The sequence below is a fragment of the Corynebacterium neomassiliense genome (assembly GCF_900626215.1).
In the GTDB taxonomy this organism is placed as follows: Bacteria; Actinomycetota; Actinomycetes; order Mycobacteriales; family Mycobacteriaceae; genus Corynebacterium; species Corynebacterium neomassiliense.
Map to the genome: position 1 here is coordinate 88,340 of NZ_LR131107.1, position 15,469 is coordinate 103,808.

Sequence of the window (15,469 nt, forward strand, 5' to 3'; positions counted from 1 at the left end):
CAGGTTCGTGCGGGCCCGGCACGTGAACCTAGGATGACAGGGGCAGTCCCCAGGCGTCCGCCAGAATCGACATGGAGGTCAGCGCCTCGGTCGTGGTGGGGGACTGCAGGGAGATCATCAGCTCGTCGGCGTCCGCGTGGCGGGTGAAGCCCTCCAGGTATTCCGCGACCTGCTCGCCCGTACCGACAGCGTGGTACCGCAGCATCGACAGGATCATCTCGGCGGCGGGGGAGGACATGAGAAGGTCGAGGTCCTCTTCGCCGACCTGACGGCCACGCAGCGCCATTGTCTCGACCCTGCGGCGCCGGACGATGTCACTCTGACGAACGGCGTCCTCCTCGGTGTCCGATGCGGTGACGTTCACAGCGGCGATCACATAGGGTTCCGGGCAGAACTCGGACGGGGTGAAGTTCTCCCGGTACGCCTTCACCGCCGGGACCAGGGCGTCGGGGGCGAAGTGTGAGGCGAAAGAGTAGGGCAGGCCGAGCTTCGCCGCCAGGGTGGCTCCGAAGAGTGATGATCCGAGGATGTAGAGGGGGACGTTGGTGTCCGCCCCGGGAATCGCTTCGACGCCCTGGACCCGGGACCTGCCGGCGAGGAACCCCTGCAGTTCCAGGACGTCCCTGGGGAAGTTCTCCGCGTTCTGCGGGGAACGCCGTAGAGCCGCGACCGTGCGGGCGTCCGTGCCCGGGGCCCGGCCCAGGCCGAGATCGATACGGTCCGGATACAGTTCGGCGAGAGTGCCGAACTGTTCGGCAATGACCAGTGGCGCGTGGTTGGGCAGCATCACCCCGCCCGACCCGAGGCGGATGTGGTCCGTCTTCGCCGCGACATGGGCGATGAGCACGGCCGGGGCCGATGACGCGATGGAGGTCATGTTGTGGTGCTCGGAGTACCAGATCCGGGTGTAACCCAGTTCCTCCGCCCTCCGGGCCAGTTCGACTGAACGGCGGAAGGCGTCACGGGGAGTTTCGCCACGGTAGACCGTGGCGAAGTCGAGGAGGGAAAGGGGGACGTGCGGCGCGGGGGTGCTCATACGTCCCGAACCTACTCCCGCCTCCGGTCACTTGCCGAGATTGCGTACCTTGACGGCGAAGACGATCAGCGAGATGCCGAGCGCGACTGCGGCGATGCCGGCCAACCAGGCGAGACTGACGACATTGTCGACCGGGTTGAACAGGGCGAGTGCCCCGAGAATGACGCCGAAGAGGATGTTGACCACACCCACTGCGATGGACCAGCCGCTGCGGTACTCCACCGGCGCGGACAGCTGTGCGATGCCCGAGAGCACCATGCCCACCGCCATGAAGCCGATGACGAAGAAGGCGCTGACGATGGCGAAACTGACGGGGAAGATGATCACGAAGATGCCGAAGAGCGTCTGGATGATGCCGTCGGCGAGGACCCAGCCCCAGGGGGCGTCCCGCTTCTTCAGGTCGACCGACAGGCCGACAGTGGACAGACCGTCGACGATCATCCACGCGCCGACGATGATGCCGAAGGCGGTGGCTGACCCGAACGGGGAGATCAACAGGAGAATGCCGACAAGGACGGCGAGGATGCCCCGCCACAGCAGGAACTGGAATCCACGCTTCTGGAGGGACTCCAGCAGTCCGGGACCCTGGGAGATGTAAGAGGTACTCATGGTCGCGATTCTACTCGTCACCAGTGTGTTCGTGCCGCCCCTGAATTCAACCCTGAACTCAACCCTGAATTCAACCCTGAACTCAACTCAGAAGTAACTGGCGAGCAGACCGTCCTCGGTGTGGAGGACCTTGACCGGGGTTCCGAAGATGTCGGTGAGGATCTCGTCCCTGACGACCTCCTCCGGGGTGCCGAACACGGTGACCCTGCCGTCGGCCATCGCGCAGATGTGGTCCGCGTAGCGGGCGGCGAAGTTGATGTCGTGCAGGACGATGACGACGGTGCGGCCCAGTTCGTCGCAGGCTCTCCTCAGCTGTCTCATCATCTGCACCGAATGTTTCATGTCCAGGTTGTTCAGTGGTTCGTCAAGCAGCACGTAGTCGGTGTCCTGGGCCAGCACCATGGCGACGTAGGCGCGCTGTCTCTGGCCGCCGGAGAGCTGGTCGAGGTACCGGCTCTCCAGGTCCGTGAGGTTGAGGAAGTCGATCGCCTCGGAGATGTGCTTCTCGTCCTCGACGGTCAACCGGCCGTGGGAGTGCGGGTACCGTCCGAACCCCACGAGCTGACGGACCGTGAGCCTGGTGACGAAGTGGTTCTCCTGCCGCAGGATCGACAGGATCTTCGCGACCTCCCCCGAGGGCGCGGAGGCGACATCGAGCCCGCCCACCGTGACGGTACCCGAATCGGGTTTCTGGAGACGTCCGATCATGGTGAGCAGGGTCGACTTGCCGGCACCGTTGGGTCCGACGAGGGCGGTGACGCCACCGGCCGGGATGTCCAGAGTGACCGGTCCGACGGTGACGTCACCGCTGTAGGTCCTGGAGACGTTGTCGAGGGAGATCACAGACGGCCTTTCCGCATGATGAAGAGGAGGAAGACGGACCCGCCGATGAGTTCGATGATGATCGTCACCGCCCCCTCGGCGTCGAAGATGTTCCTCATGATGAAGTAGGACCCGCCGAGGAAGACATAGCCGACCAGGGTCGCGACCGGGAGGATGAGGCGGTGGTCGTAGGTGTCCGTCAGCTGGTAGGCGATGGTCGCGACGAGGAACCCGAGGAAGGTCATGGGGCCGACCATGGAGGTAGTCATGGCCATGAGGACAGAGACGAGGAACAGGATGAGCATCAGTTCCCGCCGGTGGTCGACCCCGAGGTTTGTGGCGGTCTCCCGCCCCAGGGCGATGACGTTCATACGACGGGACCTGAGGTAGAGCACGAGACAGACGACAGCGACGACAGGGATGATGACCGGGAAGTTCTCGGTGTTCGCGTTGGCGATGTTGCCGAAGGTCCGTGCCGTGAGAACATCGAATTCGTTGGGGTCCAGCAGGCGTTGCATGAACGTGGACAGGGAGCGCAGCCCGCCGCCGAGGACGATCCCGACGAGAAGCATCACCTGGATGTTGCCGAATCTTCCGGACAGCAGCCAGGTGAACAGGGTGACGGCGAAAGCCACCATGATGCCCACCTGCAGGAGGAACTGGGGGAGTCCGGTGAACTGTGCCAGGCCGACGGAGCCGAAGAAGAATATGACCGATGTCTGCACCGCGACATAGATGGACTCGAAGCCCATGATCGACGGGGTGATGATGCGGTTGTCCGTGGCAGTGTGGAAGGCCACGGTGGCGAATGCCTGGCACAGGGCGACCAGGGCGATGGCGATGAGGGCGTCCCGCCGCAGGTTGACGATCCTCCAGAACCCTTTCTCTCCGAAAGGAACCGGATTGCCGTAGGTCATGTGTGCCACGGTGACGAGGAGGGCGAGGGCGACGAGGACGGCGACAAGAACGGTGTAGCGCACACGCTGTCGTGCAGTGGTGAACGGTCCGCTGGTGCGTTGAGGCGTCCCCGTCGGGGCGGTGGTGTGTGCGGGAGGGGCGGTGGCCCCGGTGTCAGCCGGCATGTCGGCGTCCTCTCACCAGAAGGAACACGAACACCACGGCGCCGATGACGCCGAGGATCAGGGAGACGGGGACCTCGAAGGGGGCGATGACGGTCCGGGCGAAAATGTCGGCGGTGATCAGCACCCACATTCCCAGCATCGCCACCCAGGGAAGATTGGAACGCAGGTTGTCCCCGCGGAACAGGGAGATGAGGTTCGGCACGATCAGGCCGAGGAAGGGCAGGTTGCCGACCACGACAGTGACGATGCCGGTGACGACGGCGACCATGCCCACGCCGACGAGCTGCACCCGGCCGTAGTTCAGTCCCACGTTGGTGGCGATGTCCCGGCCCAGTCCGGCGACGGTGAATCGGTCGGCGACGATGAACACGGCCACGCACACCAGGAGGACCAGGTAGAGCAGTTCGTACCGGCCCCGGACGATACCGGTGAATGAGCCGGTGAACCAGATGCTGAGCTGCTGGAGCATGTCGGTCTTCAGCGCCACGAAACTGGACACGGACCCGACAACCGCGCCGAGCATCATCCCGACGATCGGGACGATGAGTGAGGATTTCAGCCTCACCTGACGCAGGAAAAGGAAGAAGACGCCGGTGCCGACGAATGCGAAGAGCACCGCCCCGACCATCCGGGTGGTCAGGGACGCCCCCGGTATGACGATCATCGTGGTGATGAGTCCCAGTCCGGCCCATTCCGTGGTTCCGGTGGTGGTGGGCTCGACGAACTTGTTCTGGGTGAGCAGCTGCATCACCAGCCCGCACATCGCCATCGACGCCCCGGCGAGGGCGAGGGCGACGGTCCTGGGCACCCGGGTGATGAAGAACATCTCCCAGCCGTCCTCGCCGCCGGTGATGTCGTAGACCCCGACGAACAGGGAGGCGGTCACCAGTGCGAGGGTGACGAGGACGCCGAGGAGCATCGGCCAGGTGGTACGCCAGACCCTCCGGGGTCGGGTGGACTCCGGAGGGGCGGGGGTTGTCGTGGTCACAGCGGTGTCGTCACAGTGGTGTCGGCGGGGAGGTGGGAGCTACCGGGCGGCTTCGAAGGAGTCGGCGACGGAGTTGAGGACCTCGGTGTAGGCCTCGATGTCCTCGGTGGTGTAGAAGTCCGAGGGCAGGTAGATGATGTGGTCCTCCTGGACGGCGGGGACGTTCTTCAGCGCGGGGGAGTTCTTGATGAGCTCTTCTGCGGACTTGTACCCGGCCTCGTCGGCGCTGACGGCGGCGTCGCGGTCGAGGACGATGATCCAGTCGGGCCTGGATTCGGCGATGGCCTCGACGGAGATGTCGTCACCCTGGTGGTTGGAGGAACCGTCGTGGTTGTAGGACGGGGTCAGGCCGACCATGTCGAAGACGGGTCCTACGGAGCGGCCGGTGGACGGGGCGGCGTAGTTGATGTCGCCTCCGGAGGTGACCAGTCCCATGACGGTCTGCTCCGGGTTGTAAGCTGCCTTGGCGCGGTCCTTGGCCTCGTCGAACTTCGCCTCGAGGTCGCTGGCCTGGTCCTGCTTGTCGAAGACCTCTCCGATGAGGGTGGTGATGTCCTTGAGGGTGTCTTCGGTGGACTGGGTCTGCTCGGCTTCGCCGTTCTCGTCGCGGGGACCCTGGCCGAAGCTGAGGTCGAGCACGGGGACGTCGGGGAGAAGCTCCTTCATCTTGTCGTACTGGCTGGCGTAGCGGTAGCCGGTGATGATGAGGTCGGGGTCGGAGGCGACGAGCTCCTCGAGGTTCGGCTCACGGTGTGAGCCGGTGTCGTGGATGTTCTTGTCCTCGTGGTACTTGGTGATCGTGTCCGGGATGAGGGTGACCGGTGCGGAGACCAGGTCGATGTCCCAGTCCTGGAGGACCCGGAAGATGCGGTTGTCGAAGGCGGCGACACGCTGCGGGTCGGCGGGGATCTCGACCTCGCCGCGGGCGTCGGTGACGGTCTTCGTGTCTGCTGCGGGGGCGCTGTCGTCACTGTTGTCGGAGCAGGCGACGAGGGATCCTGCGGTGAGCAGGGCCGTGACAGTGAGTGCTAGCGGGGCCGTTCGGCGTCCGCGGAACAGGGTGCGCATGGATGAAAGTCCTCTCAGAACGTCAGGTTCGTTGAATCTCTGTTGCACCCTAGCCAAGCCGGAGCCTTCTGCGCCAAGTGGAGCCTAAGTATACCGGTGTCTAACCTCACACTGCTTTTCTTTTCCTCTGCGTCACTTTCTGTATCGTCACTGTTCGCCACGGAGAGTCCGGAGGGTGACCGGGTGACTGGCACTCACTGGACGGGGGTAGGTGACGGGGGTAATTTCTTTGTCCGTTCCGCGCCGGTGTCTGTCCGCCACGCGTCGTCGTGTGCGGGCCCGAGGGGACACCTACCGTGAGGCGCTCCAGGCGTCCCAGAGCTGTGCGTATCTGCCACCTGCGTCGACGAGTTCCCGGTGCGAGCCGATCTCCACGATCCTCCCCTGTTCCATCACCGCGATCCGGTCGCACGCGGCGGCCTGGCTGAGACGGTGGGCGATGACCACGGCGGTGCGGCCCTCGGTCGCGGCGTCGGAGGCGAGGTCGAGTTCGCGGGCGTTCGCGGAGCCGGCTTCGGCCGTTGCCTCGTCGAGGATGACGAGCGACGGGTCGGCGACAAGTACCCGGGTGAGGGCGAGGTGCTGTGACCGGGCCGCGGTCAACGGGTAGCCGCCGGGGCCCAGGGGAGTGTCGAGTCCGTCGGGAAGGTCGGCGAGGATGTGGCCGGCACCGGTGCGTCCGATCGCGTCGAGCAGGGCGGTGTCGGTCACTGCCGTGGGGTCCGGCGCACCGACGGTGAGGTTGTCCCGCAGTGTCCAGGAGAACACGTGACTGTCCTGGCTGACGAGAACTGTGTCCCGGGGGGAGGACAGGACGCCACGGGTGACGGGATGGACTCCGGCCAGGAGTGCGGCGACCGTCGATTTCCCGGCCCCGGAGGTTCCGACCAGGGCAAGGTGCTCACCTGGTGCGACGGTGAGACTGAGATCGTGGAGGACGTCGTCGGCGTCGGGCCCGTCGGGGGTGTAGGAGAAGGACACATGCTCCATAAGCACCCGGGCGTCGCTGTCACAGCCGGCGTCCCCGTCACCGCCGGTGTCGCCGGCGCGGTCGGCTCCCTCTGCCCCACCTGTACTGCCGGCAGGCCGGGAGTCGGTGACCCCGACGATCCGCGCCAGTGACGCCGTCGCCGACTGCAGGACATCGATCTCCCGCATCACCTGGCCGAGCGGCCCCTCGATCCGCAGGAAGAACAGCACGGCGGTGGTCACCGCACCGACTGTCAGCGACCCGGAACCGTCGGGGCCGTCCCCGACCAGGACATAGCCGATGAACAGGACTGCGGTGAGCATGAGCAGGAAAGCCATGTCCACCCTCCACATGAACATCGTCTGCACGGTCCTGGCGCGCAACGCCCACCTGTTGACCTGCCAGGAGGATTCGGCGATACGGGCGCTGTGGCGTCGGGAGAGGCGGAAGGCGAGCACCGTCGGCAGTCCCCGCAACGACGACAGGAGATTGTGCGCGCGGTCACCGAAGGCGGCGCGTTCCGCGGCGTACATTGCAGGTGCGGTCCTCAGGTACCAGCGCAGGGTCCACCAGTACAGCGGAAGGGCCACGAGGATCGCCAGGGCCAGCCGTGGATCGAGCACCGCCATACCGGCAAGGGTGAGGATGATGGTGAAGAATGTCCTGGTCAGCTGGGGGACGACCTGAGACAGAGCTTCGGAGACCTGGGCGACGTCATCGCTGGCACGGGAGATGAGGTCCCCGGTGCCGGAGCGTTCCACCTGCTCCTGCGGCATCCTGAGTGCCGAGTCGACGAGTTTCTCACGCAGGGAGGCGAGAAGCCTCTCCATCAGCCGGGACGCCACGAGTACCCCGAGCACGGACAGGACAGCCGCGCCGACGGACGCGGCGACGACGGCGAGGCCGTAGATCCAGGCCGGGGTGTGCGTTGCTCCGCCGCTTCCACCATCGGAAGCACGCGCGACGTCGTCGACGACCCGGCCGAGGATCCACGGGGTGACCAGGTCAAGTGCGGCACCGACGGCGGCGAGGACCGCGGAGACGGCAAGGAGTCCACGGCGTCCCCGCAGCTCCGCCCACAGCACCGCGGCGGTGCGTCGACCGTCGGCGACGGGGAGGCGTTCCGGGGCGGTCACAGTTCCACCACCCTGTCGCAGGCAGAGAGCATCGCCGGGGACGCCGTGACGACCACGGTGGCACGCCGACGCCGGAACGGTCTCAGGCGTTCCGCGACGGTCGCCTCGGTGACCGGGTCCACCGCCGTCGTCGGGTCGTGGAGAACCAGGACCGGTGGATCGGCCGCCAGTGCGCGGGCCAGAGCGATCCTCTGCCGTTGCCCGCCGGACAGTCGCAGCCCACCGTCACCGACCATGGTGAGCTCACCGTGGGGAAGGGTGGCGAGGATGTCGTCGCAGGCCGCGGCGTGCAGTGCGCCGGGGACCAGGGAACTGTCCGAGCCCGGGACAGCGAGATTGTCGGCGACGGTCCCTTCGAACAGGTCGGCGGTGTGCGGCGCGGTGAGGACCAGATTCCGGTAGTCGAGGATGTCCAGGTCGCCGGCGGGGATGTCGTCGACCAGGACCCCGTGTCCGTGGGCGAGCTGCCCGACCAGCTCTCCCGCCCGCGACCCTTCGGCGCGGACCCCCACACACTCGCCGGAGGAGACGGTCAGGACCGGGGTACCGCCGCACCCCCCGTCACCGCTTCCGCTGTCCGTTTCCACTTCCGTTTCTGCGTCCGGTGCCGCGCCTGCCGAAACGGTCGCGCCGGTGACCGTGAGCGTCAGCGGCCTGTCCCGTTCCGGTGCCGTCCGAACTCCCGGCCCGGTGTCGGAGCCGGGAGTACGCAGCAGGTCCAGGACCCGGTCGGCGGAGGCGACCCCGGTGGCCCACGGTGCTCCGATCATGGTGGGCAGTGAGGTCAGCGGTCCGAGCAGGAACTGTGTCAGCCCCACCACCGAGATCAGCTCACCGACGGTCAGCTGACCTTCCAGGGCGAGCACGGCGGCGCCGACGGTCAGCCCTGCGATGAACACCCCGGACACCGAGTTCATCGTGCCCAGGTACAGGGCACGGGAGTTCCGTGCCCGCAGTGCGCCGTCCAGTGCTCCGGAGCTGACACGCCGGTAGCGGTCGGATGCGGTGCGTTCGGCGCGCAGGCCTTTGATGACCCGGTACCCGGCGATAATGTCCCCGGCCTGGCCGGTCGCCCGGGCCACGAGGGCCTGCTGCGACCGGCTGCGCCTCTGGAGCGGCCGGCCGGCCGCGGTCATGATCCACAGCATCAGCGGCGCCCCGACGAGCACCGCCAGACCGAGGGGCCAGGACACGGCGGTCAGGGCCACCGCACAGGCCACGACGGCGCACAGTTCACCGACAGGGTAGATGCCGAGCTGCATGGTCGCTGCAAGACGGAACACGTCGCCGGTGGCGGTGGCGAGAAGGGCTCCGCTGAGACGTCGGGTCTCCATGCCGGCAGGATCCAGCAGCCGGTCGGTGACGTCCATGCGCAGGCGGTGCTGGACCTGCTGCATACCGTAGAAGCCCGTGCGGGACCCGAAACGGAAGCACAGGGACGCCGCGACCGACACCGCGACCAGAACCCCTGTCCACCCCAGCAGTTCGGCCAGGCTGTGACGGGCGATCGCCCGGTCGACGACGAGGCCCGCGGTCACCGGGACAGCGACCGAGCACAGCTGACTCAGGGCCAGGAGGATCCCGCCGGGGACCGTGTACTTCACCGCGCCAAAGACCACGCGCCGGGTGAACTGTGCGGCGGTGGTCTTGTCATCGAAGGGGATCGGCCGGCTGGCGACCTGCTCCCGGGGAGCCTGGAGCAGCAGAGGCCACCGGATGCCGAAGAGGTGGCTGCGCAGGGCGTCCTCCGGGGTGGGACCGGGTGGACCGGCAGGGGCGGCGGGAGAGTCGGCGCTGGTGGTCACGGTGCCTCAGACTACGGAGTGGTCCGGGGGTGGGGTTGTCCTGAGATGACAGCCGGTTAGCGTGAAGGTGGGGGATGAAAAAATGAGGGCCGGGGGAGGAAGGTGGGGAAGAAGGTGAGGACGCTGTCAGCTTCTCAGAGCGCTGCGGTGAGCTGTGGGGCGATCCTGTCGACGGCCCAGTCGAGGCTCATCGGCCCGGACGCCGTGGTCACCGCGTAGCCGAGGGCGGTGTCCTGCCAGATCAGGGCACCGTCGCGCACGGAGGCCAGACCGCGGAACTGGTCACTGTCCTCCAGCTTCTTCCTCTCTCCGGCCGGGTCGTAGATCACCAGCACATCTGCGTCGAGTTCGTCGAGCCGCTCCAGGGAGACGGTCCCGCGGGCCCCGGCGGCTTTCTGCCTGTCGGCCTGTTCCAACCCGAGGTCCTCCAGCAGGGAGTTGGTGGAGTAGACGAGCTGACCCTGGTTGAGCATCGCCGAGTTGTAGGTGAGGTCTCCGACGCCGGGGAACTGTGCCTGTATCTCCGCGATGCGGCCGGCGTAACTGTCCCTGACTTCTTCAGCCCGGTCCTCCAGACCGGTGGCCTGTGCAATGCCGTCGAGGATCGGCTGCCAGGCGGGTCCGTCTGCCGGCCAGTCGTAGACGAGGGTGGGGGCCACGTCCTCGAGGGCCTTCCAGGTGGAGTCGTCGGCGTAGACGTCACCGACGACGATGAGGTCGGGGTCGTACTTCGCGACAGCCTCGGGGTCTGCGGTGCGGTCCGCGGTGAGCGCGGCGTCCTCCGGCCAGTCGATCTTCCCCTGCAGCCAGGGCATGTTGGCGTCACCGCCCTGGATCTCGAACATGGCCACCGGTTCAAGGCCGAGGGAGAGCACGGGGTCGACCGCGGCCTCGTGCATGACCACGATGCGTTCGGGTTTCGCCGGTACGGTCGATGATCCTCTGACGTGGTCGACGGTGACGGGCCAGGACGCCGTCTGCTGCGATTGTGCGGCTGAAGTTGTCTGCTGCGTCGACTGCTGTGTTGTCGAGGTGGTGCCGCCGGTTGGATCGGTCGGTTCGGGGGAGTTGTCGCTGCAGGCGACGAGACCGGTGGCGAGGACGGCGGCGCCGATGAGTGCGGCGGGGACGGTGCGGAAGAGTTTCACTGTTTCTCCTGGTCCTGTGGTCGGAACGGGTACGGGACGTGCCCGGGACTTGTGCATCAGGTGCACGGCAGTAGGTCAGGCTATGCTCATTGTGTGAACCGGAATCGTACGGGACTGCCCCGTGCTTAATGATCTGGCACCGTTCCGTGCCGACCTGGAGGCGGGGGAGCGGTACCTGCTGCTGTGGTGCCACGCCGGCACTGTAAAGGTCAGGTACCGCGCAGAGGTGGACAGGTTGACCGGGGGACGGGGAATCCTGCTGCCGCCGGGAACCCGCGCAGGCGTGACTGTCGCACCAGGTTCGGTCGCCGTCCCGGTCAGGATCGCAGCCCCGGAGATCTGTGACGGTGGGGACGCCGTGGAGAGGTTCTCCGTGGGAGACTGCGGGAGAGACGGGTGGGGGAGACAGCGGTGGAACGACTGGGTCCTCCACCAGTTCAGCGCCTCCGTGTCTCCGCTGCGGGAACCCGGTCACCGGGCGGGAGACTGTGTGAGAGTCCTGCGGGGTCTGCAGTCCCGGGTGCCCGGACCTCCACTGCCGCAGTCGGCGGGGGCCCTGGAGGTGGCTCTGGCGCTGACCCGGGACCCGGCCTGTCCGAGGACGGTGTCGCAGTGGGCGGAGGAAGTCGCGACCGGGGAACGGACCCTGCACCGCATGTTCGTCACCGAGACGGGTCTGACCTTCGGCGGGTGGCGGAGGCAGTGCAGGCTGGCTGCGGCGGCCCGGCTGCTCCTCTCGGACAGGTCGCGACCGGTCAGCGAGATTGCCGGTTCGGTGGGCTTCGGGACCCCCACAGGGTTCATCCGTGCGTTCCGCCGGTGCACGGGGGCCACTCCTTCGGAGTGGCGGACCGGTGACGGTGCCGGTACCCGGGTGGACCGCAGTCTCTCGACGCCTCCGGGGTGGGGTGGGGCGTCCTCCCCTCCGGGGCTGGACCACGGTTTCCACCTGCTGCTCTGGGTGTACCGGGGGCGGATGCTGCTCCGGACAGGTGACCTGGTGAACGTGGTCGGGGAGGGGCAGGTCGTCTGGATGCCCGCATACCGGGGTCACGAGGTTCTGACGGCCCCCGGCTCGGTGGTACTGCCGTTGACCTTCACCGTGGGACAGGTGTGCCCGGACGAGGGCACTGTTCCGGTGGCGGTCGACAGCGGTGACACTGTGCCTCTGCTGCAGCATGTCTTCGCCAACCAGAGTGGTCTCGGTCCCGGGGGATATGACAGCACGGCCGTGCCGGAGGCGCTTTTCGGGACCGTCGTCACCGCGGGTGCCGACCCGGCACCTGCTCCGGTGGGCACCGTGGAGGGCACGGGCACGGTGGCGGACGCCGTGGACGGGATGCCGGTGCAGGTTCGCCAGGTTGCGGACGCCGTCCTGCGGGATCTGCGTTCACCTGCAGGTCTTGACCGGTGGGCGGTGTCGGTGGGGTGGACGCCGCGGAAGCTCAACGCGGGATTCCGGGAATGGACCGGGATGACCTTCCTCAGGTGGCGTGCGACGGTGAGGTTGCAGACGGCCCGCCGGTTGATCGCCTACGGGTCGGCTCCTTCGGAGGCTGCCAGGGCGGTGGGCTACCGACACCTGTCCCAGTTCAGCCGTGAGTTCAAGGCACGGTTCGGGGTGAGTCCACGGAACCTCAGTGGTGTAATGTCAGGAAACAGTTACAATGCACAGTAAACAACAAAAGGTCCGCCGAGCTGGAGACGGTCAGTGGCTTGTGTCTCTCATGCGGAGCTGATGCGATTTTCGACACATGGAGGGCCTGTGGGCTATCCTCTGTGCAAGGTAGTTATCAAATCAGACTCGTTGAGTTCGGCGTACGCCGTATCCGGACGAAACACAACCGCTGTGTCCGATGTGTCGGAGCATTCCCGAAAATGGGATGAACCGGCAGGTGGGCGCTAAGATCTTCAGCGACATGGACCGGTACGGGCCAGGACTTTGACGGAGTCCGTCCACGGTACAGCCACAACTCAGCAGCGCTACAGACGAGCGAAAAGCAGGAGGAGACAAGACAATGTCGACCACACCCCCGCCCCCGGGCGTGCCCGGGGAGCCTGACGACACGTCCCCGTCGAGTGCCGACACTCCTATCAAGCTGAGCGCTCCCGGCGCTCCCGGCGCTCCGGGTGCACCTGTTGCTGCGCCTGCCGCGCCTGCGGCGCCTGCCGCGCCTGCGGCGCCTGCCGCGCCTGCGGCGCCTGCCGCGCCTGCGGCGCCTGCCGCGCCTGCGGCGCCTGCCGGTCCGATCAAGCTCGGTGCGACGGCCCCTGGTGTGCCGTCCGCTCCCGGTGCCCCTGCGGCTCCGGCTGCTGCTGCGCCTGCCGCCGCCGCGCCTGCCGCGCCTGCGGCGCCTGCGGCCCAGTCCGGTCCGATCAAGCTCGGTGCGACGGCCCCTGGTGTGCCGTCCGTTTCCGGTGCTCCTGGTGCTCCGGCCGCTCCTGCCGCAACCGTCCCGGGCCCTCCGGCCGCTCCTGCGGCTCCCGGCGCTCCGGCTGCTCCTGCAGCTCCCGGCGCTCCGGCTGCTCCTGGCGCTCCCGGTGCTCCTGCCGCAGCTGCCCCCGGTGTACCGGTCGCCCCGGGTGCTCCCGGCGTCCCCGGTGCTCCGGCAACCCCCGGTGCCCCTGCCGCAGGCAGAGGGACCGCGCCGGCTGCCGCGAAACCTCAGCCCAAGGCCAAGCCGAAGAAAAAGGAACCGCTGACGATCGCCGGTGTGGAGGTCGGGGACCTCCTCGCGGGTGCCGGTGCCGCAGTCACGGGAGCTTTCGCCTCCCTGAGAAAGCTCGGGAAGAAAGGTGCGATAATCCTCGCAGCAGCCGTCGTGGCCGCTGTCGTCATCGTCGTCATCTGCAGGCTCATCACCAACATCGACGCAGTGAAGAGCTGGATGCAGCAGTACCCGGGAGAGTATGAGCCGGCCGTCACCCCCGACGAAGGGTTCCCGATCTGGGCACGGTGGCAGCACTACCTCAACTTCTTCTTCATGGCACTCATCCTCCAGTCCGGACTCCGGGTCCGCCACCAGCAGAAACCGCCGGCCGTGTGGCAGCCGCGCAAGGGCGGCAAGAAGATCAGCATCAACCTGTGGCTGCACACGTCCCTGGACATCTTCTGGATGCTCAACGGTCTGATTTTCGTCATCCTGCTGTTCGCCACCGGTCACTGGGCCCGCATCGTCCCGACGAGCTGGGAAGTGTTCCCCAACGCGATCTCCGCAGGTCTCCAGTACGCCTCGTTCCAGTGGCCTCCGGAGAACGGGTGGGTCAACTTCAACTCCATCCAGCAGATCATGTACTTCCTGGTGATCTTCGTCGCCGCGCCGCTGGCGATCATCTCAGGACTGCGGATGAGTGAATGGTGGCCGAAGGACGCCAAGACGCTGAACAAGATCTACCCGGCCCCGGTCGCCCGGAAGATCCACTTCCCGACCATGCTATTCTTCGTCCTTTTCGTGATCATCCACGTGTTCCTGGTCTTCACCACCGGGATGACCCACAACCTCAACCACATGTTCGCCGGCAACCAGTCCGGAAACCTCGGAGGCTTCCTCTGGTTCGTCCTCGGACTCGCCGTCGTCATCGCGGCACTGGTCGCAGCCCGACCGTTGGTGATCCAGCCGATCGCCGGCAAGTTCGGCCAGGTCAGCGCCCGCTAGAAACCCCCGGCGCCGGCCGAACCCCCGCCTCCGGTGTCACCCGGGGGCCGTCACCCGGAGGCCGTGTCACGGCAGCCGGTACGTCCACTCCGGGGTCGAGAATTTCACGTCACACCGCTCACGCGCGACCTGCAGGTCGCGTTCGGTGATCTCACCTTCGCTGGCGCCGTACTTCTCCTTGAAGGTGTCGTGGAACACCCGGAGGATCTCTTCACGGGGCAGCTGAGTCTGTGAACGCATCGGGTCGACCCTCTTCACCGCCGACCGGGTGCCCTTGTCCTTCATCTTCTCCTTGCCGATCCGGATGACCTCCAGCATCTTCTCGGCGTCGATGTCGTAGGACATGGTCACGTGGTGGACCATCCACCCGTTCGAGAACCGCTTCTGGGCGGCGCCACCGATCTTTCCCTCGTCGGAGGAAATGTCATTGAGGGGTACGTAGTGGGCGTTGATTCCCACCTTCTTCAACGCCTCCATCGTCCACTCGTCGAGGAACGGGTAGGACTGGGCGAAACTCAGCCCGTCCACGAGAGCCTGCGGCACGACCAGGGAATATGTGACACAGTTACCCGGCTCCATGAACATCGCCCCACCACCGGTGACCCTCCGGGACACCGTGATGCCGTACCTGTCCACACCCTCCTGGTTGATCTCGTTCGCATAGGACTGGAAGGACCCGATGACGACCTGGGGGGCGTTCCACTCCCACAACCGCATGAACGGCTTACGCCGTCCGGCGGCCACCTCCTCGGTGAGGGTCTCGTCCATCGCCACGTTGAGCATGGGGTCGACAGCGGGGCCGTAGATCACGTCGAAATCGATGTCGTCCCAGCCCACGGCATGGCCGAGAGCACGACGTACCGCTATGCCCACACCCTCGGCGGTGATGCCGAAGAGCACGTCACTGCGCAGCAGGGAATCGGACACACGCTCGGCGTACCCCTCCGCGGTGAGGTCAGCGGGAGCCTCCTCGAGTGCCGAGGTGATGCGGACAAGCACTTCATCCGGTTCCAGGAAGAAGTCGCCCGCGATACGGACGCCCGTCAGAACCCCCGGTGAATTCTCGGAGGCCCTGGTCACCTCCAGATCGACGACAATGAGTTTCCCCCCGGGGACCTTGTATTCTCCGTGCACGTCAGGCTGCCTTTC

Annotated in this window: 12 protein-coding genes; 2 read left to right on the forward strand and 10 right to left on the reverse strand. The window is 66.7% G+C overall.

Going from position 1 to position 15,469, the window contains the following annotated elements; all coding sequences use genetic code 11:
* Positions 1 to 28: 28 nt before the first annotated feature.
* The 9 genes from E0E18_RS12585 to E0E18_RS12625 all read right to left on the reverse strand — a co-directional run bounded on the left by E0E18_RS12585 (position 29) and on the right by E0E18_RS12625 (position 10,664).
* On the reverse strand, positions 29 to 1,036 hold the full coding sequence (locus E0E18_RS12585) for an LLM class flavin-dependent oxidoreductase (RefSeq protein WP_066587900.1): 1,008 nt from the start codon (positions 1,034 to 1,036) through the stop codon (positions 29 to 31).
* 27 nt (positions 1,037 to 1,063) lie between these two features.
* Positions 1,064 to 1,645: an HdeD family acid-resistance protein gene (locus tag E0E18_RS12590; protein ID WP_130841554.1), complete on the reverse strand. Its 582-nt coding sequence runs from the start codon at positions 1,643 to 1,645 to the stop codon at positions 1,064 to 1,066.
* Between the two features lie 87 nt (positions 1,646 to 1,732).
* Positions 1,733 to 2,488 (reverse strand): iron ABC transporter ATP-binding protein, encoded by a 756-nt coding sequence (locus tag E0E18_RS12595; protein ID WP_066587914.1) that lies wholly within the window; start codon positions 2,486 to 2,488, stop codon positions 1,733 to 1,735.
* Complete coding sequence (locus E0E18_RS12600) at positions 2,485 to 3,549, reverse strand: iron chelate uptake ABC transporter family permease subunit (RefSeq protein ID WP_130841557.1); 1,065 nt, start codon at positions 3,547 to 3,549, stop codon at positions 2,485 to 2,487. The genes E0E18_RS12595 and E0E18_RS12600 overlap by 4 nt, the downstream gene beginning before the upstream one ends.
* Complete coding sequence (locus E0E18_RS12605) at positions 3,539 to 4,537, reverse strand: ABC transporter permease (RefSeq protein ID WP_419866066.1); 999 nt, start codon at positions 4,535 to 4,537, stop codon at positions 3,539 to 3,541. Before E0E18_RS12605 ends, E0E18_RS12600 begins: the two co-directional genes overlap by 11 nt.
* Before the next feature lie 39 nt (positions 4,538 to 4,576).
* Positions 4,577 to 5,605: a siderophore ABC transporter substrate-binding protein gene (locus E0E18_RS12610; RefSeq protein ID WP_066587929.1), complete on the reverse strand. Its 1,029-nt coding sequence runs from the start codon at positions 5,603 to 5,605 to the stop codon at positions 4,577 to 4,579.
* A gap of 291 nt (positions 5,606 to 5,896) precedes the next feature.
* On the reverse strand, positions 5,897 to 7,711 hold the full coding sequence (locus E0E18_RS12615; RefSeq protein WP_130841559.1) for an ABC transporter ATP-binding protein: 1,815 nt from the start codon (positions 7,709 to 7,711) through the stop codon (positions 5,897 to 5,899).
* Positions 7,708 to 9,516 (reverse strand): ABC transporter transmembrane domain-containing protein, encoded by a 1,809-nt coding sequence (locus E0E18_RS12620; RefSeq protein ID WP_130841561.1) that lies wholly within the window; start codon positions 9,514 to 9,516, stop codon positions 7,708 to 7,710. Before E0E18_RS12620 ends, E0E18_RS12615 begins: the two co-directional genes overlap by 4 nt.
* A 134-nt stretch (positions 9,517 to 9,650) precedes the next feature.
* The gene (locus tag E0E18_RS12625) at positions 9,651 to 10,664 is read right to left on the reverse strand and encodes an ABC transporter substrate-binding protein (RefSeq protein ID WP_110481666.1); all 1,014 of its coding nucleotides are present in this window, start codon (positions 10,662 to 10,664) and stop codon (positions 9,651 to 9,653) included.
* A 121-nt stretch (positions 10,665 to 10,785) separates the two neighbouring features.
* On the opposite strand from E0E18_RS12625, the gene E0E18_RS12630 reads away from it, so the two are divergent.
* Together E0E18_RS12630 and E0E18_RS14265 are read left to right on the forward strand one after the other, a co-directional pair.
* Positions 10,786 to 12,342, forward strand: coding sequence for a helix-turn-helix domain-containing protein (locus E0E18_RS12630; protein ID WP_130841563.1), 1,557 nt, complete (start codon positions 10,786 to 10,788; stop codon positions 12,340 to 12,342).
* A 340-nt stretch (positions 12,343 to 12,682) separates the two neighbouring features.
* Positions 12,683 to 14,320, forward strand: a complete 1,638-nt coding sequence (locus E0E18_RS14265; protein ID WP_237559830.1) for a cytochrome b/b6 domain-containing protein — start codon at positions 12,683 to 12,685, stop codon at positions 14,318 to 14,320.
* A gap of 66 nt (positions 14,321 to 14,386) precedes the next feature.
* Here the strand turns inward: E0E18_RS14265 and E0E18_RS12640 are convergent, their stop codons facing one another.
* The gene (locus E0E18_RS12640) at positions 14,387 to 15,454 is read right to left on the reverse strand and encodes a lipoate-protein ligase small subunit (protein ID WP_130841566.1); all 1,068 of its coding nucleotides are present in this window, start codon (positions 15,452 to 15,454) and stop codon (positions 14,387 to 14,389) included.
* Positions 15,455 to 15,469: the final 15 nt, after the last annotated feature.